At 49.8% G+C, this 20,754-nt stretch carries 19 protein-coding genes; 12 read left to right on the forward strand and 7 right to left on the reverse strand.

Translation table 11 applies throughout. From position 1 onward, the window contains the following. Window positions 1–71 precede the first annotated feature (71 nt). The 3 genes from F5I99_RS14680 to F5I99_RS14690 form a co-directional block, all read right to left on the reverse strand. Complete coding sequence (locus F5I99_RS14680) at window positions 72–506, reverse strand: c-type cytochrome (protein ID WP_151057269.1); 435 nt, start codon at window positions 504–506, stop codon at window positions 72–74. Window positions 507–585: 79 nt separating this feature from the next. After that, entirely contained in the window at window positions 586–1,113 is a 528-nt protein-coding gene (gene fldB / locus F5I99_RS14685; protein WP_151059238.1) for a flavodoxin FldB, read from the reverse strand. Further along, the gene (locus tag F5I99_RS14690; RefSeq protein ID WP_151057271.1) at window positions 1,113–1,442 is read right to left on the reverse strand and encodes a phasin family protein; all 330 of its coding nucleotides are present in this window, start codon (window positions 1,440–1,442) and stop codon (window positions 1,113–1,115) included. Before F5I99_RS14690 ends, fldB begins: the two co-directional genes overlap by 1 nt. A gap of 141 nt (window positions 1,443–1,583) precedes the next feature. Here F5I99_RS14690 and gloA point away from each other — a divergent pair, with 141 nt between their 5' ends. The 3 genes from gloA to F5I99_RS14705 all read left to right on the forward strand — a co-directional run bounded on the left by gloA (window position 1,584) and on the right by F5I99_RS14705 (window position 3,492). Beyond that, complete coding sequence (gene gloA, locus F5I99_RS14695) at window positions 1,584–1,976, forward strand: lactoylglutathione lyase (RefSeq protein ID WP_151057273.1); 393 nt, start codon at window positions 1,584–1,586, stop codon at window positions 1,974–1,976. A 180-nt stretch (window positions 1,977–2,156) separates the two neighbouring features. After that, window positions 2,157–2,957, forward strand: a complete 801-nt coding sequence (locus F5I99_RS14700) for a tetratricopeptide repeat protein (RefSeq protein WP_151057275.1) — start codon at window positions 2,157–2,159, stop codon at window positions 2,955–2,957. Window positions 2,958–3,024: 67 nt separating this feature from the next. Then, window positions 3,025–3,492 (forward strand): RDD family protein, encoded by a 468-nt coding sequence (locus tag F5I99_RS14705; RefSeq protein WP_151057277.1) that lies wholly within the window; start codon window positions 3,025–3,027, stop codon window positions 3,490–3,492. 7 nt (window positions 3,493–3,499) lie between these two features. Here the strand turns inward: F5I99_RS14705 and lptG are convergent, their stop codons facing one another. Both lptG and lptF read right to left on the reverse strand, forming a co-directional pair. After that, the gene (gene lptG / locus F5I99_RS14710; protein WP_151057279.1) at window positions 3,500–4,558 is read right to left on the reverse strand and encodes an LPS export ABC transporter permease LptG; all 1,059 of its coding nucleotides are present in this window, start codon (window positions 4,556–4,558) and stop codon (window positions 3,500–3,502) included. Then, on the reverse strand, window positions 4,555–5,661 hold the full coding sequence (gene lptF / locus F5I99_RS14715; protein WP_151057281.1) for an LPS export ABC transporter permease LptF: 1,107 nt from the start codon (window positions 5,659–5,661) through the stop codon (window positions 4,555–4,557). The genes lptG and lptF overlap by 4 nt, the downstream gene beginning before the upstream one ends. 97 nt (window positions 5,662–5,758) lie before the next feature. Here lptF and F5I99_RS14720 point away from each other — a divergent pair, with 97 nt between their 5' ends. The 5 genes from F5I99_RS14720 (at window position 5,759) to F5I99_RS14740 (ending at window position 12,195) form a co-directional block, all read left to right on the forward strand. Further along, window positions 5,759–7,276 carry a leucyl aminopeptidase gene (locus F5I99_RS14720; protein WP_151057283.1) on the forward strand — a complete coding sequence of 506 codons (1,518 nt, stop codon included), beginning with the start codon at window positions 5,759–5,761 and terminating at the stop codon, window positions 7,274–7,276. Continuing rightward, window positions 7,276–7,704 (forward strand): DNA polymerase III subunit chi, encoded by a 429-nt coding sequence (locus tag F5I99_RS14725; protein ID WP_151057285.1) that lies wholly within the window; start codon window positions 7,276–7,278, stop codon window positions 7,702–7,704. Before F5I99_RS14720 ends, F5I99_RS14725 begins: the two co-directional genes overlap by 1 nt. 122 nt (window positions 7,705–7,826) lie before the next feature. Beyond that, window positions 7,827–10,664, forward strand: coding sequence for a valine--tRNA ligase (locus tag F5I99_RS14730; RefSeq protein ID WP_151057287.1), 2,838 nt, complete (start codon window positions 7,827–7,829; stop codon window positions 10,662–10,664). Window positions 10,665–11,324: 660 nt separating this feature from the next. Next, window positions 11,325–11,525 carry a hypothetical protein gene (locus F5I99_RS14735; protein WP_151057289.1) on the forward strand — a complete coding sequence of 67 codons (201 nt, stop codon included), beginning with the start codon at window positions 11,325–11,327 and terminating at the stop codon, window positions 11,523–11,525. A gap of 409 nt (window positions 11,526–11,934) precedes the next feature. Then, on the forward strand, window positions 11,935–12,195 hold the full coding sequence (locus F5I99_RS14740; RefSeq protein WP_036519584.1) for a hypothetical protein: 261 nt from the start codon (window positions 11,935–11,937) through the stop codon (window positions 12,193–12,195). 60 nt (window positions 12,196–12,255) lie between these two features. Here F5I99_RS14740 and pdxH read toward each other — a convergent pair whose 3' ends face one another. Continuing rightward, entirely contained in the window at window positions 12,256–12,909 is a 654-nt protein-coding gene (gene pdxH, locus F5I99_RS14745; protein ID WP_151057291.1) for a pyridoxamine 5'-phosphate oxidase, read from the reverse strand. 117 nt (window positions 12,910–13,026) lie between these two features. Between pdxH and F5I99_RS14750 the strand changes: the two genes are divergently transcribed. Beyond that, window positions 13,027–13,728 carry a hypothetical protein gene (locus tag F5I99_RS14750; RefSeq protein ID WP_225307430.1) on the forward strand — a complete coding sequence of 234 codons (702 nt, stop codon included), beginning with the start codon at window positions 13,027–13,029 and terminating at the stop codon, window positions 13,726–13,728. On the opposite strand, the gene F5I99_RS14755 is transcribed toward F5I99_RS14750, so the two are convergent. Further along, window positions 13,725–14,723 (reverse strand): hypothetical protein, encoded by a 999-nt coding sequence (locus F5I99_RS14755; RefSeq protein ID WP_151057293.1) that lies wholly within the window; start codon window positions 14,721–14,723, stop codon window positions 13,725–13,727. The two genes, F5I99_RS14750 and F5I99_RS14755, sit on opposite strands and share 4 nt — an antisense overlap. Window positions 14,724–14,881: 158 nt before the next feature. Here F5I99_RS14755 and F5I99_RS14760 point away from each other — a divergent pair, with 158 nt between their 5' ends. Genes F5I99_RS14760 through F5I99_RS14770 form a run of 3 tightly spaced genes read left to right on the forward strand, consistent with a single transcriptional unit; the run spans window position 14,882 to window position 20,702 of the window. Next, on the forward strand, window positions 14,882–16,171 hold the full coding sequence (locus F5I99_RS14760; RefSeq protein WP_151057295.1) for an efflux RND transporter periplasmic adaptor subunit: 1,290 nt from the start codon (window positions 14,882–14,884) through the stop codon (window positions 16,169–16,171). Then, window positions 16,168–19,332 (forward strand): efflux RND transporter permease subunit, encoded by a 3,165-nt coding sequence (locus F5I99_RS14765; RefSeq protein WP_151057297.1) that lies wholly within the window; start codon window positions 16,168–16,170, stop codon window positions 19,330–19,332. The genes F5I99_RS14760 and F5I99_RS14765 overlap by 4 nt, the downstream gene beginning before the upstream one ends. Then, window positions 19,329–20,702: a class II fumarate hydratase gene (locus tag F5I99_RS14770; RefSeq protein WP_151057299.1), complete on the forward strand. Its 1,374-nt coding sequence runs from the start codon at window positions 19,329–19,331 to the stop codon at window positions 20,700–20,702. The genes F5I99_RS14765 and F5I99_RS14770 overlap by 4 nt, the downstream gene beginning before the upstream one ends. Window positions 20,703–20,754: the final 52 nt, after the last annotated feature.

Raw genomic sequence — 20,754 nt, forward strand, 5'->3', positions numbered from 1 at the left:
GCAGAGTTTAAACAAGGTGTTTAAACAAATGGAGCAGCCAAAGCTGCTCCAGAAATCAGGCGAATTGAACTTCAGTCGCGGAAATTATCGTGACAGCCTTTGCAGGTTTTACCCATCTCACCTACAGCAGGACGCAGTGCTTCAAGAGTTCCGACTTCGGCAGCAGACACCAGTTCAGCACTAACTTGTTGAAATTTTTCCATGCCACCGCTGAACTGATCCCAGTTTGACCAGATATCAGCTTTAGCATCCCCTCCTTCGGTGCCTTCAGCAAAGCCTTCCTCAGCCATATGACTCATGGCATTCACCTGGCGAGCATGATGCAAAGCGGCATCCGCATCATACGCCAACTCCCCTTTCGCCATACCACCCAGGGGATCCATGTGCCATTTGGTCACGTTAAAAACCGACTGACGATATTCAATCGATTTTTCGGCATCTGCCAGCACAGTTCCCGCAGTAAATAGTAAAGATACAGTCAGACAGGTCAATGTAAGCTTCTTCATGATTCAATCCTTTATTTCATTAACAGATTATAGGTTGCAACATCACAGCATAAGAATGAACTAATATACACAGCTCAGTTTAACTCGCTTGTATGACATTGCAAACATCAACCAACCATTTTTGCAGACGCTCGTCTGTCAGCCCTGACTGACCATCCTCATCCAATGCCAGGCCGACAAATTGCTGTCCATCTTCAGTCAAGGCTTTTGATGCTTCAAAATCATAACCTTCTACAGACCAATAACCGAGCATCTGTGCACCAGTGTTACGTAATAAATCATGAAGCGCCCCCATGGCATCCTGAAACCACTCACCATAACCTATCTGATCGCCCAGACCGAACAAGGCTATCTGAACGCCGCTCAGGTCCATCTGGCCTAATGCATCCCAGTGCACAGCCCAGTCTTCCTGAAGCTCACCAAAATCCCAGGTAGGTATTCCCATGATCATATATTTGTAAGCGGGTATAGCCACCAGACCTTCAACCGCAATATCATGTAACCGGGCTCGCCCGGCAAGTAGCTCGGCTATTTTCTCTGCCACCAACTCGGTGTTACCGGTGGTGCTGGCATAAAAAACTCCAATTGGCTCTTCGATCGTCTGCATCACAAGGTGTCAGACGCCTTATTGACAGAACCACGCGCCAGTTTTTCCATGGAGCTGCGTGCCTCACTCAGGGCTTTCATATTCTGTTCATTTGCGGCACGCAAAGTCTGCTCCAGATCTTTTGCATATGCTTGTTGCAACTCAATCAAATCAACCGGTGTCTTACACTTCTGTAGATCAGCCGTCTGCTGCATAGTCGCTTCAAGACAAGCTTTGGTACATTCCATTTGATGGCGAGTCAGATCTTCCAACATACGTGTCTGGATATTCACCAGATCTTTAAAAGGTTCCATCGACTCAGTCATCTGTTTTGTCATATCCTGAAACATAGTTATTCTCCTTAACAAAAAAATGCTTGCGCTGTGTGTTACAGTTTAACGCTATTCCAACTATTTTTCATGCTGATCAGGAACCCGTGACAAGTTCTATGATCCCACTTTACAATGAATTACCCGCAACAGGAGCTGTCCATGCGCATTTTACATACTATGTTACGTGTCGGAAATCTGGAAAAGTCTCTGCAATTTTACACCGATATTCTTGGTATGCAGCTATTGCGTCAGAAAGACTACCCTGAAGGTCGCTTCACCCTGGCATTTGTCGGCTATGGTGATGAGGCCAGCAACAGCGTATTGGAATTGACACATAACTGGGATACCCATGAGTACAACCTGGGTGAAGGCTATGGTCACATTGCCATAGAAGTGGATGATGTTTATGCCGCCTGTGACCAAATCAAAAGCAAGGGCGGCGAAGTTGTCAGGGAAGCGGGCCCGATGAAACACGGCAAGAGCATTCTTGCATTTGTGCGTGATCCCGATGGTTATATGGTAGAGCTGCTGAGCACTGAAAGAAAAGACTGACACTGATCAAGTATCCGGAGTGCTGACAGTCAATTTTTTTGCTAATATTCGCAGCAACTAGAAACATTGATCCACCCTGCCAAAGAATCGGCAGGTATTTGCTGCTTCTGAGAAGGGCCTTATCCCGATGGTTAAGGCCATTTGCTATTTATCCCGGTAAAGACGAAGGGTTTACTTTGAATGAAAAAATCAACTTTCATTGCAGCAGCAGGACTTATGCTGACACTGCACATGGGGTCCGTCAGTGCTGACACACTTCAGGATGCCAGAGATGCCATTGAATCTGAGAATTACACAGTAGCACTGGAACAACTCCAACTACTGGCCAGAGAAGGCAGCCTGGATGCCAACATCCTGCTTGGGCAGATGTATGAAAATGGCTGGGGTGTGGAGGTCGATGAAGAAGAGGCTGCTCGACTCTATCGCATCGGTGCCAACCAGGGTCACCTTGATAGCGTAACCAGCTTGCGGGCATTACAGAATAAAGCGTTTGCCAAAGAGTACAGTCAGCTATTGCCTTTGGCTGAAGCCGGTAACAGCGAAGCACAAAACCGGGTTGGCGAAATGCTCGAATTTGGCCAGGGCGTTGAACGCAATAAACTGGAAGCCTTCGCTTGGTACCAACGCGCTGCTGATCAAGGTGAAATTTCCGCCTGGCATAACTTAGGTCGCAGCTACAATTTTGGTACAGGCGTAGATCAGGATTTTGAAGTGGCAGAAGATTGGTACCGTCGAGCAGCAGATCGTGGATACACTAAATCTCTGTTTTTTCTAGGCACCCTTTATGCCACTGACCATGGTATTGATACCAGTTACAACAGCGATATTATCGCTTATGCCTGGTTACAGAATGCCGCCGAACTGGGTGACCAAACCGCGCGACCTATCGCTGAACGTCTGTTACTTAAACTGGACGATGAGCAAGAAAAAACTGCAAAACAACTGGCTGAACGCTACAAAACGCAGTACATCAACCCCTAGACTTTTCTGGCAAGCGACCTAAAGGTCGCTTGCCAGTCACTCCTCAATACGATCAGGAACACACCCAATGAACAGCCCGGCTAAACGTCCTTTCCGGACTGATGTCCCTGGAATCCGCCCCGCCTCCTTGATAAAGCGCCTAATGGCTATGCTATACGACTTCATGCTGATTTTGGCAATATGGGTAGTTACCGGCTTTGTTGCGGTGGCACTCAATGATGGTGAAGCGGTGGAAGGCCCCTTGTTTAAGACCGCACTATTCTGCTTAACTTTTCTATTTTTTGGTTACTTCTGGACCCGTCTTGGGCAAACATTAGGCATGCAGGCCTGGCGCCTGAGAGTACAAACACTGGATGGCTACCACCTCAGTTGGAGTCGTGCACTGATGCGCTTTATGCTGGCGATCATCTCTTTTATTCCACTCGGACTGGGATATTTGTGGATACTGTTCAGTGATGAAAAGCTCGCCTGGCATGACAAACTTTCAGAAAGCTGCATTGTACAACTTCCAAAAACGCCCAAGAAAAATGATTGAAGATCCCTCAACCCGCTCGCCGGAGTAAATACCAACCACCCAGACTGCATAACAGAATAGGTAACAACGTTGCCAGCAAGGGCGGAAAACCATAGACACTACTTGCTGGCCCCAACAGATCCTGAGCAAACTTGAATATCAACCCAAGAATAACACCCGACACAATTCGCTGCCCTATAGGGACACTTCTTAATGGCCCGAAGACAAAAGAAATGCCCACTAACACCAGCGCCACAATCGACAAAGGCTGCAGCAGCTTAGCCCAGAAAGCCAGAAAATAGACATCGGCATTTACGCCCTGCCCTTGCAAATAACGGGCATACTCCCAAAGCCCGGTGATAGACAAATCGACCGGCTCCACCACGACTATCGACAGCAAATCAGGTGTCAAACCACTTTGCCAGCGCTCTTGTGCCAAGGTGGCTGTTTCAGTATGCGCATCATGAAGACGAGTTTCACTAATATTACTCAGACTCCAGGCGCCATCTTCAAAGGTTCCACGCTCCGCGAAACTGCTACGCAGCAGCTGCAGGTCTGAAGCAAATTCATAGCGTGTCACGCCGTGTATAATTTCACCGCTTTCTACGGCATTGATAAAGATGAAGGTATTGTCCTCTTTGTGCCAGACACCATTATCAGAATAGGCACCTCCACCAGCCATCGCCAGAGCACGTACACTCTGTGCTCGCTGCTCTGTTATTGGCGCTATAAATTGCCCAAGCAGCAACCCCACCAGCGCCATCAACATCACCGGTTTGAATACCGTCAGCAAAATACGTCCCGTAGAAATACCCGCCGCACGCATCACAGTCAACTCACTCTGAGAGGCCAGCATGCCCAAACCCACCATCACCCCAACCAGGGTTCCCAGCGGGATATACTCATACAGACGTCGCGGCAGAGTCCACACCACATAATAAAAAGCGCCACTCAAGGTATAGTGTTCATTCATGTTATCCATCTGATCCAGAAAAGCGATCAGCAGATCCAACCCAAGAACAACCAACAACACCACTAGCACCGACAGTGCAACCTGTTTAAAAATATACTTATCCAGCACCTTCATAGCGCTTTCCTCCCAGGCTTCCAACGTCTCAATGGCGAAAGATAGCTGAACAACTGCTGCCAATAGCGCCCTAAATAGAGGAAGTTGCCTGCGATAAAAACAAACACAAAATGCACAGACCAGAGCACGGCGGGAGATCCTCCCGACTCAACCTGCGAACGGGCGGTGGTCAGCAACGTCATGTAAGCCAGATAAAGCAGGATCGACGGAATCAGTTTGGCAAAACGTCCCTGCCGAGGGTTAGTATAACTTAGTGGAACAGCTAACAAGGTCACCACGAGCACCAACACCGGCAGAGAGAAACGCCAGTGTAAAGCCGCCAAATCTCGGTGTTCAGAGGAAGTCAGTAGCATAGTTGTGGGCTTCGCATCCACCTCCCGGATTTCAGCCGCCAGTTCTGGCTCATCCAACTGCACCCCGTATTCACTATAGTGGATACGACTCATATCAGCGTCACCAGGACGACCATCAAAGCGATAACCATTCAGCAGTACTAAAAACCGTTGGTGGGCTTCTGGAAATATACGTCGCTCAGCCGACTCCGCAATCAGAATATTCGGACGGCCATCCTCACCACGCTGAGAGATAAACACTTGCTTCAACTGATCACCCTGCATCGCTTCCGCATAGGTAACCTGGCCTGATGACTGGGACAGAAAACGCCCAGGTGTCACAAGGTCAAGCTCACTGCGTGCATCCTGGACAGCCAATAGTTGATCCGCTTTATTCAATCCCAGTGGTGATAGCCAGGCGCTCAACAGCAAAACCAGCAAGGAAACAACCAGCGCTGGCCCAAATACATAACTCAACAAGCGATTGCCACTGAAACCCGTCGCCCTAAGCACGACCATCTCACTATCGAGACACAAGCGCCCCAGCGCCAGCAAAATGCCCAGAAATAACCCCAGAGGCAAGAGCAACTCAAGGAAGCCAGGCATGCGATATAGCAACACCAGAAAGACAGCCTCCGCCTGCAACTTTCCCGCTGCGGCATCAGACAGGTATTTAATTAAGCGGGCACTGGTAATGATAAGCATCAGTACAGCCGTTACAGCGGACGTACTGACTAACACCTCGCGGGTGATGTAACGGAATATGATCAACGCAGAATCCTGGTCGCGAACATGGTTTCGAACGATGGAAATAGTTTATAGTGGCATTATCTATCAATCGCTTTTGAATGTCTTCTCTGGAGCCAACATGTTTTTTGAAATAATCAGCGACACCCCGCAAACCCTCTCCACTGACTGCTTGGTAATTGGCATTGAAGCGGAAGGTGCCCTGACGCCGACAGCCGCACTGATTGATCAAGCAACAGGCGGCGGAATTCAAACGTTGATCAACAGCGGCGACCTGACGGGTAAAGCGGGCGAACTGCTGATGTTGCATAATTTAGCTGGCATTTCTGCTGCACGCGTCCTGGTTGCAGGCTTAGGTAAAGCCGATGAACGTAAAGATCGTCATTTCCGCAAACTAGTCAAAGGCATCAACCTGGTCCTAGGTAAACTGAAACTAAAGTCTGTCACTATCGCCCTCGATGGACTGGCCAGCGATCAAAGTGACGTTTACCGACAGACTCGCTTGTTCACCGAATGGACCTCTGCCGATTTTTATAAATACGACAGCACCAAGAGCAAAAAATCCGATCCAGTGTCACTGGAACAGTATGCTATTCACCTCCAGGAAGACGACGCCGAACTAGGTGAAAGTGCATTACTGGATGGCGTCGCCATTGCCAACGGTGTCAGCAGCGCCCGTGAACTGGGCAACCTGCCAGGCAATATTTGCACCCCCACTTATTTGGCCGACAAAGCCAAAGCACTGGGCGAGGAGTTTGATAGCCTGAAGGTTAAAATTCTTAATGAAGAAAAAATGGAAAAACTTGGCATGCATAGCTTACTTTCAGTAGGCCGTGGCAGTGCGCAACCCTCCAAACTCATTGTCATTGAATACCATGGCGGCAAAGATACGGATGCTCCACACGTTCTGGTTGGCAAGGGGATTACCTTCGACACCGGCGGCATCAGCCTAAAACCCGGTGCAGGCATGGATGAGATGAAGTTTGACATGTGTGGTGCCGCCAGTGTTTTGGGTACTGTTGAAGCCGCCGCCGAGATGCAACTGCCCATAAACCTCGTCGTGATTGTCGCCGCCGCCGAGAATATGCCAGGTAGTCAAGCCACCAAACCCGGCGATGTTGTCACCACCATGTCAGGCCAGACAGTAGAAATTCTAAATACCGATGCCGAAGGCCGACTGGTGCTTTGCGACGCACTGACCTATGCAGAACGTTTTAAACCGGCCAGCGTCATAGATGTCGCCACGCTGACGGGTGCCTGCATTATCGCCCTGGGCCACCAGGCCACTGGCCTGCTGTCCAATAATGATGAACTGGCTGGAGCTCTGCAGCAAGCTGGTGACTTTGCCTCTGACCGCGCCTGGCCATTGCCACTATGGGATGAGTACCAGGAACTGCTGGATTCCAACTTTGCCGATATAGCCAACATCGGTGGCCGCTCAGCTGGCACCATCACGGCCGCCTGTTTCCTGTCGCGCTTCACTAAAGCCTATCCTTGGGCTCACCTGGATATCGCTGGCGTCGCCTGGAATAGCAATGGCAAAGAAAAAGGTGCTACCGGACGCTGTGTCTCATTACTCTGCCAGTACCTGATTGATCAAGCCGAAGCCGTTGAGGTCAACGAGGAAGTGCATCACTGATGTCACGACGCGCTGATTTTTACATTCTACCTCAAGCCGATGAAGACAGCCGCGCTGTCTTCATCTGTCGGGTTTGTCAGAAAGCCATGCAGCAGGGGCTAGAGGTCTATATACACACCGACCATCAAGCAAAAGCTGAAAGCCTTGATCGACTACTTTGGTCCTTTCGGGATGACAGTTTCCTGCCTCATCACTTGATCGGCAATACGCCAACAGCCCCCATCAGCATAGGTCATGGCGATCAGCTACCCGAACACCGACAGCTGTTTCTCAATGCAGCTAGCTTACTGCCGGAAGCAGCCTTTGAGTTTGAACGCATCGCCGATGTGGTGATCCAGGCCCCAGAGCTGCTGGCAAGCTCACGTCAGAACTACAGCCGCTGCCGGGAACTGGGTTATGAGATGCACCGAACGGACATGCGCAAATAATCTAACCGACAAACCTACAACCTGTGTGCTACAGCCGTTATAATGACGCATTTTTGCGGAAGCATTGCATTACCACCTTGCGTCACTTCCCCCAGTCCCGAATGTTAACTACTGAGATGAGCATGGATAAGACCTATCAGCCACATGAAATTGAAAACACCTGGTACGACAAATGGGAGCAGAGCGGTTACTTTAAGCCCTCAGGTCAGGGAGATGCCTACAGCATTATGATCCCGCCGCCCAACGTGACCGGTAGTTTACATATGGGCCATGCCTTCCAGGACACCATCATGGACAGCCTGATCCGCCATCAGCGCATGCTGGGTAAAAACACCCTCTGGCAAGCAGGCACAGATCATGCCGGCATTGCCACCCAGATGCTGGTTGAGCGCAAAGTGGCTGCCGAAGAAGGTAAAACCCGCCATGATCTAGGCCGCGAGGCTTTTATCGACAAGATCTGGGAATGGAAAGAAGAATCCGGCGGCACGATTACTCGCCAACTGCGTCGCATGGGTGCATCGCTGGACTGGAGTCGTGAGCGCTTCACCATGGACGAGGGGTTTTACAAAGCCGTACAGGAAGTTTTTGTACGCTTATATGATGACAAGCTGATTTATCGTGGCAAGCGCCTGGTGAACTGGGACTGCAAACTGCACACCGCCATCTCTGATCTGGAAGTGGAAAACAAGGATCAAAGTGGTCACCTGTGGCATTTCCGCTACCCGCTTGCCGACGGTGCTAAAACCAGTGATGGTAAAGACTACCTTATTGTAGCCACCACACGACCCGAAACCATGCTCGGTGACACCGCGGTTGCGGTAAACCCGAACGACAAACGCTACACCTCTCTGATTGGTCAGTATGTCGAATTACCCTTAGTCGGTCGCCGCATACCGATCATTGCCGATGATTATGTCGATGCCGAGTTTGGTAGTGGTTGTGTGAAGATCACCCCGGCACATGACTTTAACGACTACGAAGTCGGCAAACGCCACCAGCTACCCATGATCAATATATTCGATCACAACGGTGCGATACTGCAACGAGCCGAGGTCTTCAACACTGACAGCAGTGAAAATACCGAACTGGATGATCGTTTGCCGGAACAGTATCAGGGACTGGACCGTTTTGATGCGCGCAAACTGATTATCAGCGAATTTGAATCTGCCGATCTGCTGGAAAAAATTGATCCGCATGCCCTGAAAGTGCCCTATGGCGATCGTTCAGGTGTCGTCATTGAGCCCCTGCTCACCGACCAGTGGTTTGTCGCCGTTGAAGAACTGGCAAAACCGGCCATTGCCGCGGTGGAAAATGGCGACATTGAATTCGTCCCCAAACAATATGAAAACATGTATTTTGCCTGGATGCGTGACCTGCAGGATTGGTGTATTTCTCGCCAACTCTGGTGGGGTCACCGTATACCCGCATGGTATGACGACTGCGGTAATGTCTATGTCGCCCGTAACGAAGCTGAAGTACGAGACAAATACCAACTCAGCCATGACCTGCCACTGAAACAGGACGATGATGTGCTGGATACCTGGTTCTCCTCAGGACTCTGGACCTTTGGCACCCTGGGCTGGCCGGAAAACACCCCGGAACTGAATACCTTCCACCCCAGCAGCTCCCTGGTTACCGGTTTTGACATCATCTTCTTCTGGGTTGCCAGAATGATCATGTTCACCCTCAAGTTCACCGGCGAAGTCCCCTTCAAACAGGTCTATGTGCATGGCCTGGTGCGTGATCAGGATGGACAGAAAATGTCCAAGTCTAAAGGTAACGTACTCGACCCGCTGGATTTGATCGATGGCATCGACCTGGAAACCCTGGTGGCCAAACGCACCGGTAACATGATGCAGCCACAGCTGGCTAAAAAAATCGAAGACCAGACCCGCAAGCACTTCCCCGAGGGTATTGCCGCTTATGGTACAGATGCACTGCGCTTTACCTTCCTGTCACTGGCCTCGACCGGCCGCGATATCAAGTTCGATATGCAGCGCATGGAAGGCTATCGCAACTTCTGTAACAAACTCTGGAACGCCGCTCGTTATGTACTGATGAATACCGAAGAGCAGGACTGCGGCATCCAGGGAGAAACCGTGGAACTCACCCTGCCGGATCGCTGGATCATTTCTCGCCTGCAGGAAACCGAAGCGCAAATTGCCAAACACTTTGCCGAATACCGCTTTGACCTGGTCGCCAGCACCCTGTATGAATTTGTCTGGAATGAATACTGCGACTGGTATCTGGAACTGTCCAAGCCAGTGCTTTGGGATGAATCTGCACCGACTGAACGCTTACGCGGTACGCGCCGCACCTTAGTCAGAGTACTGGAAGCTATTTTGCGTTTAGCTCACCCGCTGATGCCCTATATTACCGAAGAGATCTGGCAACGTATTGCACCCCTTGCCGGAAAACAGGGCGATACGATTATGCTGCAAGCTTACCCGCTTGCCGAAGACAGCAAGATTGACACTCAAGCCAATGCCGACATCGAATGGCTGAAAGCAGTAATGCTGGCTATTCGTAATATTCGCGGTGAAATGAACTTGTCACCCGGCAAGGCGATTCCGGTATGGCTTGGCAACGCCTCAACCGAAGATCAACGCCGCCTGGAAGCAACCCGCCCACTGCTCACCAAACTGGCCAAGCTGGAGCTGATTGAACTGCTGGATAGCCAGCAGGAAGCACCTATGTCAGCGACAGCCCTGGTCGGCCAGATGGAAATACTGGTACCCATGGCTGGTATCATTGATAAAGAGGCCGAACTCAGCCGTTTGAGCAAAGAACTGGAAAAACTCAACAAGGAGATCAGCCGACTGGATGGCAAGCTGTCTAACCAGGGGTTTGTCAGCAAGGCACCCGCGGAAGTCGTGGAGAAAGAGCGCGCCAAGCTGGCAGAAATGCAATCAGCCTATACCCGCCTTGAAGAACAGCACAGCACTATTGCTGCAATCTAATCCGGACCAGGACATATAGCGCCAGGGACGGCGTGTATGTAAAAAACACAGGAACAGCACAGCTTGCCCGTATAAATCCTGTAGAGCCTGCGGCATATAGCGTAGCGCCAAGGATGGCGCCCATGCAGAAAACACAGGAACAGCAGCTGCCCGTATAAATCCTTAGAGCCCGCGGCATATAGCGCCAAGGATGGCGCGTATGCAGAAAATGCAGGAGCAATTTTCTGCCCGTACATCCTGTACATAAAAAAACCTGCTGGATGAGGCAGCAGGTTTTTACAGGGCACAATTTTTGAGAATGAAGCTGTTATCTAAAAAGAAACCGGCAGACTTACTTTTTTTGATCTTCTTTCATCAAGACACGCAGCTTGAACCCTGCCCAAATCATTACAGCAGTAATACCGATGATACCGATCATACTAGGGACCAGTACTTCCAGACTATGGATATCTATTCCGAACATGTCATCACCTCTTAACGGTTAACTGCGACTAGAGTACCCGCTTATTTACTATGGAATATTGACCCAGCTCAATTTTTCTTCCGGTCGCACTAACATCGGCTCAGACACCGCAGAATTTATGTTTCCAGACTGGCATTCCTAATCACCTTCCCATTACACTCTAAGTAGATCACTATGAAATAAAAAAGGAGTTGAACATGGCTAATCGTTTTAACCGCTGGACTGCTGACGAAGTCATCAAAATGAATGAAGAAACCTTCATGGTTGAGGTGTTGGATATGATCAAATTTTCACCAGAACTTGATGATTCCGATGCCCGCGTTGTCGCAGCCAACAAAAAACTTGATGCAATTGAACAGGCTCTTAAAATGCGCCTTAACGCCAAACAAGACAACTGATTGGCTCACCAGGGCAGATCTCAAAGGATAGCCCTGGTCCACCCTACCCGACCTTACCGCTCAACCCTGCCAACTCACACCACCTCCCCCTAATATTCTGTATCTCAGATACGAAACATCAACTATTAATTTAGAGTAATCAAAAACTATTTTTTGATTACTCTAAAGCTAATTTTTATAGCAAAAAAGACTAAAAAAACTTGCAAAGAAAATGCGAATTACTCCTTATATATCAAATAGTTAGATAATATATATTCTGCAACTCAAAATCCTTGAATAAATAGTTATTTATCCTTGTTTTTCAATGACTTAAAACCATAATTTATTCACTAAATACTTGTGATGAATCATTATTTGATATAAACTTATCAATAATAGTTAAATGATGTTTCTTAAAGAGGATATGATCATGCAAGAGAAGGAAGTAAGGCTGCTTTTTAAAGCTGGCGTGTTTGAATCCTGTCAGGCGATACCCATTTCCATGTCTCGCGGCTGGACGCTAAAATTCGTAACCCGTGATCAGGAAATCATCACGCTGAACCTGCAACGATCAAATACTGAACGCGAGTTCAAAAGCCTGGATGGCGCAGCGGCAGTAGCCAAGCGCATAGGTTTTGATTGGTTGAATGTGCAGATCGGGGAGTTGCAATGGCGGGAAAAGGTTTCCTGAACATCAGGAGAGCACTGCAGGAAACCTTTTTACATTATAGATAGAAAAAGAATAACTAAATCAGGGCTGCAAGCGCTCTATTGCCCAACTGCCATCATCCTGAAGCCGATAACTAAAACGGTCATGCAGGCGACTGGGACGACCTTGCCAGAACTCAAAACGTTGCGGTTTGAGTAGATAGCCACCCCAGGATTCTGGGCAGGCAACATTACCATCAGGATGCTGCTGCTTAAGCTCTGCGATAGCGACCTCAAGTAGCTCTCGTGACGCTATCGGCTGACTTTGACAAGACACAGCCGCGCTCAGACGACTGCCTGCCGGACGTTGACTAAAATAAGCCTGACCATCCGCCGCCGATAATTTCTGCACCTGCCCACGCACCCTGATCTGGCGAGACAGCGCAGGCCAGTAGAACAAAAGTTCAGCCTGAGGATTAATCGCCAATTGCTGACCTTTTTCGCTGCGGTAATCCGTAAACCAGGTAAAACCTTTGCTATCATACTGTTTCAATAAAACAATACGGGCAGCCGGCATACCCTCTGCATCCGCCGTAGCCAAGGTCATTGCCGTGGCTTCATCCGCATACTGAGCTAGCGCCTGTTCAAACCAGGTGGCAAACTGCTGCATAGGATCGGCACTCAGGTCATCCCGATTCAGGTCTCCGACCTCATATTCACGCCTCAGTGATCTGAGGTCTGATGTATCTTGACTCATTGGGTTTCTCCGGTTGTTATACTTGGCTTACTATAGCGAAAAACAACACTTGGGAGATATGATCCTCCTCAGGGTTTGTTTACATGATTACATCTTCATAAATGAAAGGATTAAGGTTTGCGATTACTTCATTTTCTAACTCTGACAGTGATCCTGGGACTGTTAACAGGCTGTGCCGGGCAGCAAACCAATGAACGACCCTTTCAACTGAAGAACCTGGCCAAGTCGGATATAGATTTGGTCGCTGATGCACATGTAGAAGAAACAACCAGTTTACTCCGCGAATTGATGGTCAAACTTTACCAGCGCAACCCTCGTGAACTGCTCAAAGGGACGGCCGGTACCACACTGGAAATGCGGCAAAAGCAACTTTTTGACTCGCCTCGCATCTATAGCCATCCCGAGCTTTACAATCGCTACGGCATTGATGCTATTCCTTTGGCATTTGATCCCGACTTTGATGGTGATAGAGTGTTTGCTTTGATGGTAGGTTTATCAGGCATGCTCCACGGTGCTTACAACTTCAAAGACGAGTTCTTCATACTCGACGATCTTAACCAACAACGTCTTTATGACAGCGCCCGCAATGTGGAAATTATTGTATGGCGACTGAGTAACCGCCTGAATGAGCACGGAGAGCCCTTTATTCTTACCAATGGAGTTAGTGAAGAGGGTATTAGCAACCTCAGTTTTGAACGCTTATTTGGCAAGCTGATCGCTCATCAGGATATGATGGCACGCGTTATCTCGGACAAGACCAACCGCAGTATTAACAAGGCGGTGTTCAGCCTTGCCACAACAGCACTTTTTCCGATTTAATCAACGCGGGTGCGGTTAATCACAATCTGTTCAATTTTATGATTTTGATTGAGCTTCAACACCAGATCAGCCACCTGCGGCATCTGCTCCAGCATGGCACGAGTCAGACGTTCGTAATGCTGGATAAAGCGCACGATTTGCTGCTCATTCATGATACGTAAGTGATCGGTCGACTGCTGCTGATCATGTATATACTGCACGCGCTCCGCCAGTTTTTTCTCTTGTAACGAACGCCACTCAAATACGGCTTGCATACTAGGCACCTGCAGCATAATCAGCAGATCAAGTCGCGAGAAAAGTTCAGCATACTGATATTTAAGTTGCTCATTAGCATAACGCCGCCAGATCCCATTAGAATCTTCTTCACGCTCCAACTGATTGACTGGCTCAGACAAGGCTTCGTCGAGCTGAGGGGTAGCCCCTACACACCAGCCCTCCAGTACAATGATATCGGCACGTCCAACCCACTCCTGCCAGACATAATCCGGACAACGGTCATCAATAGATTTATCAAACACCGGGATTCGAGTCACAGTGGTATCGTTCGCATGTAGCAATGAGTCAAGAATTTCAATCCCAAGTTCAACATCATGCGTGCCTGGTACACCGCGGGTTTGTAGCAGTGGGTGCACCTGCTCAGCTAACTCGGATCGTTTGGCACGGGTTTTATACAAATCATCAATGGAGAAACCCACAACCCGCAAACCGAAACCCTCACTCAGCGTGACCTCCAGCAGATTAAACAGGGTTGATTTACCGGCGCCCTGAGCTCCATTAATACCAATCACCAGAGGTTTATTCTTGTCACTCTGCTGCTGAGCAACCCAGGCGCCCATCGGTACATAAAGCTGTTCGACCATATCGCGAAAGCCAATATCCACCCGAAGGTTTTCAAGGGCCGATGTAAAAGCCGATTCCACCGCACAGCTTGCAGCTTGTCTTTCCAGCTCGGTCAAACATAAATGACTCGATGGCCAGCTAATCAATACACTCATGATCCATTCACCTTATAATCAAGTAGACTTCATTATCCCGCAAGCCTGAGGTAAAAACCAAATCAACTGGCTTTATTTATATCACTTGCCGACATGTTCACAGCCTGTCACCATACCGGCTACATCAGCAATCACTTATACAAAGGATTTTCACGGCCATGGCTTCGCCTTTTCAGCCACCTCGTGCGACACAGCGTTTCATCTGGATACTGCCACTGTTTATTGTTGTTCTCTCTATTATTGGCTTTTACTGGCTGAAGATGAACCGGGCGGAAACGCCACTCATCCCGCCAGAAACGCAGCGCTGGAATGTTCAGGCGCAGCAAGTGGAATGGATAACAGCCCAGGCTGAAACACAAATTTTTGGCCAGATAACCAGCCACGGTCTGGCAAGCCTGACCAGTGCAGTCACCGCGGAGCTGCAGCAGTTGAATGTTAATGAAGGTCAACGCGTCAGTGAAAACACCTTGCTCGCAAGCCTCGACAAGACAGATCTATTATTGCAACTTCGTCAGCGCCAGGCAGATTTTGAGTCAGCTCAAGCCCGTATAGCCGCTGAGCATATCCGCTTTGAAGCCGATCAACAGGCACTCGCACTGGATGAAGAGTTACTGCAGATTCAACAACGCAAACTGCGCAGATTAGAAGACCTGAGTCAACGCAACCTGAGTAGCCAGGAGCAGATGGATACCGCACGAATCGCGCTCCAGCAACAAGCACTGGCAGTCAACTCCCGACGCATGGCACTGGCTGACCACCCAAATCGTTTACGTCAGACTGAAGCCGAACGAGATCGTAGTGAAGCTCTGCTGGATCAAGCACAACGTGACCTGGACCGCACAGACATCTATGCCCCCTTTGATGGTCGTGTGGCAGAAAGACTGGCTAGTGTTGGTGAACGCCTGAGACCCGGAGAGCCGATACTCAGCCTTTACGACCTGAGCAACCTGGAAGTGAAAGCCTTACTGCCATCCTCTAGCCTGACCCGTTTTCGCCAACAACTGCAAAGCCAGGAGCAAACTATCCTGGCACGCACACAGGTAGACGGCCAGGCATTTACCCTGCATCTCGACCGCTTAGCAGCCGACAGCCACAATAGCCGCACAGGTATTGAAGCCTATTTTCGTTTTCAAGACGCTCCCTGGCTTCCAGAACCCGGCCGTCAGGTAACACTCACGCTACAACTCCCTCCAGAAAGTCAGGTAGTCGCACTGCCGCCGCAGGCCTTATATGGCAATGATCGCATCTATCGCCTGGTTAATGAGCAGCTTGAAGCCCTCGATGTGGAACGGCTGGGATCGCGACCAGGTACCGAACAAGATAGTGAGATCCTGGTCCGCAGCGAGGCTTTGCAACCCGGTGACTGGATACTGACGACCCAGCTACCCAATGCCATCAGTGGCCTGCCTGTCAGGCGTGTTGCTGGCACCGGAAATACACCACCATGAGCATTTACGAAGGTCCATTAAAACAGTTGATCCGGGTATTCGCGGGCCATAGAGTGGCAGCTAATCTACTGATGGCGTTGATGATTCTGTCAGGCATTTATGGCCTTACTAAACTAAACACCCAGTTTTTTCCCAGCTTTTCCCTCGACACCGTCACGGTACAAGTTATCTGGAGCGGTGCCAGCGCTGAGGATATTGCCACGTCAGTGCTGGTTCCCATAGAAGATGAGTTGCGCAGTGTCGATAATATCCGTCAAATTTTTGCAACCGCGCGGTTAGGGTCGGCGTCTATCCGTATCGAGCTGGATGATGGCAGTGATGTGGACTATGCCCTTAGTGAAGTCAAACAGCGGCTGGACAGTGTTCGCAGTCGATTGCCTGCCGACATAGAAGAGCCGCTGGTGCAAAAGACCCTACGTTATGAAGAAATTGCCGATGTTATCCTGACCAGTTCACAAGCCAGCCTGGATGAGTTGCGCAGGCTGACTCGCCAGTTTGAACAGGAACTGCTTGATCTGGGCGTGCGCAAGATTGATTTCACCGGACTGGCAGAAGAAGAAATTGCCATACTGGTGCAACCCGATGAGCTGCATAAACTGGGTATGACTCTATCTGAGCTGGCGGCTGATATACGTCTTAGCAGCATCGATTTGCCCGCTGGCACAGCGGCACGCGATGAGGGAGCAAGACAGCTGCGCAGCCTGAGTCAGCAACGGGATGTAGAAGGCTTTCGTCAGTTACCACTCAATAACACCCCGCCAGGACAGCTGATTCGTATTGATGACATTGCTCAGGTTGAACGCCGTATACGCGATGGCCAGGTACTGCTCAGCTATAAAGGCCAGCCTGCTATTCGATTCAGCCTGAAGCGCACCGAATCCGAAGATAGCCTACGAGCTGCCCGCATTCTGACCAACTGGCTGGAGAGCGCTCGAAATGACCTACCAGACGGCATTGAATTGGTGGTCTTTAATGAACGCTGGCAGTTGATCAGTGATCGTATAGGTTTGCTGATTAAAAATGGTTTAACCGGCTTACTGCTGCTGGTGATGATTTTGTTTCTGTTTCTGAATGCCCGGGTCGCTTTTTGGGTGATGGTCGGTATTCCCGTGTCTTTCCTGGCTACTCTGGGCATCCTCTATGGTATTGGTGGTTCCATTAACATGATGTCGTTATTTGCGTTAATCATGGCTTTGGGCATTATTGTAGATGACGCCATTGTTGTCGGTGAGGATACTCTAACGCATCTGCAACAGGGCGAGCCAGGGCTGCAGGCCGCTATTGGCGGAGCACATCGCATGCAGTCGCCAGTCATTGCCTCCTCCCTAACCACTATTGCCGCTTTTTTACCCTTACTCATGGTCGGCGGGATTATCGGTAATATCCTTATCGATATTCCACTGGTGGTCATCTGCGTCATTATTGCGTCTTTGATTGAGTGTTTTCTCATTCTGCCAGGACATCTGCATCACAGCCTGCACCGTGCTGCAGACCTCAAGCCCTCAGCCTTGCGTATCCGGCTCGACAAAGCCTTTGATCAGTTCAGAAATCATGCATTTCGTCAGCGTGTCAGATTTGCCGTGCGCTATCCTTGGGTTGTACTGGCCAGTACGGTTGGCTTGTTGATACTCAGTGCCGGTTTACTGGCAGGTGGGCAATTAAAGTTTAATTTTTTTCCCAGTGTTGAACAGGATATCCTCACTGCAAATGTACAGTTCGCTGCAGGGACAGATACCACGCGTATAAATGCTTTTTTACAGCATTTGGACACCACGCTACGACAAACCGATAGCAACCTGGATGAAAAACTGCTTAAACTCAGCTTGCAACAACAGGGTATCGCCTACTTTCCACGTACCGGCCGTGGGAGTTTTATTGGGGATGAATATGCCTCGCTGCATGTGGAATTAACTACTGCTGATGATCGCACTGTCAGTAACCAGGCATTTATTCAGCAATGGCGGCAATCGATTCAGCTTCCGGCAGGTATTGAAAAATTCAGCATCAATATCAGCCAGGGAGGCCCCCCTGGCAAGCCCATCGAGATCAAACTCACTGGAAAAAATACCGACCGGCTCAAACAAGCGTCACTGGCAGTTCAGGATGCCTTGCGCGCCTATCCGGGGCTGTCCAACATCGATGATGATCTACCTTTTGGCACGTCACAACTAATCTACTCACTCAATGCCCAGGGGCATGCCGCAGGGCTACAACTGGAAACCCTGGGGCGGCAGCTAAGGGCCGCTTTCGATGGTCTCAGAATTCAGTCTTTCTACGAAGGACAGGATGAAATCGAAGTCCGGGTATCACTGCCGGATGCAAGTCGCAATCAACTGGTCGCCATTGAGCAACTACCGATTGTCCTGCCGGATGGCTCCACCAGCCTGCTAGGCAATCTGGTGGAACTAAACGCGCGCCAGGGATTGGATTCGGTGCAGCGTATCAATGGTCAATTAGCATTGAATGTATCTGCTGACCTGGATGAACAACGCGCTAATGCCAATGACATACTCGCCGACCTTAAGACCCGGACTTTACCGGACCTGCTGATGCACTATGGCGTAGAAGCCAGCTTTGAGGGTAAAAGTCGTGACCAGCAGGAAACCCTGGCTGATATGCGCACTGGACTGATGCTGGGCCTGGCATTGATTTATATCATTCTCGCCTGGGTCTTTGCGTCTTACAGCTGGCCAGTAATTGTTATGTTAACCATCCCGCTGGGCTTGACTGGTGCGATTCTTGGGCACTTCTTAACTGGACAAAGTCTGACAGTTCTATCACTTTTTGGTCTTTTTGGCTTGTCAGGAATCGTTATCAATGACACCATCGTGTTAGTCAGCTTTTACAAAAAACTGCGCGAACAGGGGGTTGCCACATACCAGGCCATTGAAGAAGCCGCCTGCCAACGCCTTCGAGCAGTACTGCTGACCACCCTGACAACCATTGCCGGATTGGCACCGATATTATTTGAAACCTCAGTGCAAGCGCAGTTTTTGATTCCCATGGCAACCTCTATCGTATTTGGCCTTGCCTATGGCAGTGTGCTGATTTTACTGGTGGTTCCGGCTATGCTTAGTATACTTGAGGGCAAAGGTGATCCGGCAAATCAAAATCAGGCGGACACAACACAGAGACACTCTTCACAGGAACGCCAAGCATGAAAGCCTACCGAACTGAAAAAGACAGTATGGGTGAAATTCAAGTCCCCGAAGATGCGCTTTATGGTGCTCAAACACAAAGAGCCGTTGAAAATTTCACCTTAAGCCCACTAAAAATGCCTGTCGCATTTATCTCGGCACTGGCTCAGATCAAAGCGGCGGCGGCCCAGACCAACGCTGAGCTGGGGGTATTATCTAAAGATGAGGCCCAGGCTATCATCAAGGCCTGCGATAAAATTCAGAAAGGACACTACCGTAAACACTTCCCGGTAGATGTGTTTCAGACAGGCTCCGGTACCAGCACCAACATGAATATGAATGAGGTATTGGCCTCACTGGTGCAACAGGATGCGGGCCTGACGCTGCACCCCAATGACCATATCAACCTGAGTCAGAGCTCCAATGATGTCATTCCCTCAGCAATTCATTTAAGTGCACTGATACAGTTGGATAAGACCCTGCTGCCAGCTCTGGAACACCTGCGCACCCGTTGCAGTCGCAAAGCGGTGGAAGTCTCCGAGATTATCAAAACCGGCCGCACCCATCTGATGGATGCCGTCCCCATGCGCATGGAAGATGAAGTCCGTGCCTGGGGCAGCCAGATACGTCAGGCTGAACAGCGTTTGGAGTCGCTACGTGCTGATCTGATGAAATTACCCCAGGGGGGCACAGCGATCGGCAGTGGACTGAATGCACCACGGGGATTTTCCAGACGCTTTTGTACCCACCTGAGTAATCGCACGACCTACCGTTTGACCCCACCAGACAGTCATTTTGCCGCGCAGGCCTGCCAGGACACAGCGCTGGCACTCTCTGGTCAGCTCAAGGCTTGTGCAACCGCTTTACTAAAAATTGCCGAAGATCTGCGCTGGATGAATTCAGGGCCCTTTTCCGGTCTGGGTGAAATTGTCTTACCAGCACTGCAGCCAGGTTCATCGATCATGCCAGGCAAGGTGAACCCGGTGATTCCGGAAGCGGTCATCATGGCCGTAGCCCAGATCAACGGCAATGATGCCAGTATCACTTTCTGTGCTCAGCGAGGTAATTTCCAGCTCAACACCATGCTACCGCTGATCGCCTATAATCTGTTGCAAAGCCAGGAACTGCTTGCCAACGCGGCCATGGCACTGGCCGATAAAGCCATTGCCGGGTTCAGTGTCAATGAGCGTCATATAGAAGAAGCGCTGGTGCGTAATCCAATACTGGTCACCGCATTGAATCCGGTAATCGGTTATGAGCTGGCGGCTGAAATTGCTAAGGCGGCTTACGCAAGCAATCGCAAGGTCATTGATGTAGCAGTAGAAATGACTGATATCAGCCGTGCAGAACTCGAAAAGCTACTGGATCCGGCTGTGCTGGCTGAACATGACTGAGTCCTGGCTATTTGGATGAACTAGCCGCATTCGGTATACTGCTGCGCCTATC

This window comes from Nitrincola iocasae, from assembly GCF_008727795.1.
Taxonomy (GTDB): domain Bacteria; phylum Pseudomonadota; class Gammaproteobacteria; order Pseudomonadales; family Balneatricaceae; genus Nitrincola; species Nitrincola iocasae.

Coding starts and splice junctions, on each gene's coding strand:
- F5I99_RS14680 (WP_151057269.1), bottom strand. CDS start 506: ATGAAGAAGCTTACATTGACCTGTCTGACTGTATCTTTACTATTTACT.
- fldB (WP_151059238.1), bottom strand. CDS start 1,113: ATGCAGACGATCGAAGAGCCAATTGGAGTTTTTTATGCCAGCACCACC.
- F5I99_RS14690 (WP_151057271.1), bottom strand. CDS start 1,442: ATGTTTCAGGATATGACAAAACAGATGACTGAGTCGATGGAACCTTTT.
- gloA (WP_151057273.1), top strand. CDS start 1,584: ATGCGCATTTTACATACTATGTTACGTGTCGGAAATCTGGAAAAGTCT.
- F5I99_RS14700 (WP_151057275.1), top strand. CDS start 2,157: ATGAAAAAATCAACTTTCATTGCAGCAGCAGGACTTATGCTGACACTG.
- F5I99_RS14705 (WP_151057277.1), top strand. CDS start 3,025: ATGAACAGCCCGGCTAAACGTCCTTTCCGGACTGATGTCCCTGGAATC.
- lptG (WP_151057279.1), bottom strand. CDS start 4,558: ATGAAGGTGCTGGATAAGTATATTTTTAAACAGGTTGCACTGTCGGTG.
- F5I99_RS14720 (WP_151057283.1), top strand. CDS start 5,759: ATGTTTTTTGAAATAATCAGCGACACCCCGCAAACCCTCTCCACTGAC.
- F5I99_RS14725 (WP_151057285.1), top strand. CDS start 7,276: ATGTCACGACGCGCTGATTTTTACATTCTACCTCAAGCCGATGAAGAC.
- F5I99_RS14730 (WP_151057287.1), top strand. CDS start 7,827: ATGGATAAGACCTATCAGCCACATGAAATTGAAAACACCTGGTACGAC.
- F5I99_RS14735 (WP_151057289.1), top strand. CDS start 11,325: ATGGCTAATCGTTTTAACCGCTGGACTGCTGACGAAGTCATCAAAATG.
- F5I99_RS14740 (WP_036519584.1), top strand. CDS start 11,935: ATGCAAGAGAAGGAAGTAAGGCTGCTTTTTAAAGCTGGCGTGTTTGAA.
- pdxH (WP_151057291.1), bottom strand. CDS start 12,909: ATGAGTCAAGATACATCAGACCTCAGATCACTGAGGCGTGAATATGAG.
- F5I99_RS14755 (WP_151057293.1), bottom strand. CDS start 14,723: ATGAGTGTATTGATTAGCTGGCCATCGAGTCATTTATGTTTGACCGAG.
- F5I99_RS14760 (WP_151057295.1), top strand. CDS start 14,882: ATGGCTTCGCCTTTTCAGCCACCTCGTGCGACACAGCGTTTCATCTGG.
- F5I99_RS14765 (WP_151057297.1), top strand. CDS start 16,168: ATGAGCATTTACGAAGGTCCATTAAAACAGTTGATCCGGGTATTCGCG.
- F5I99_RS14770 (WP_151057299.1), top strand. CDS start 19,329: ATGAAAGCCTACCGAACTGAAAAAGACAGTATGGGTGAAATTCAAGTC.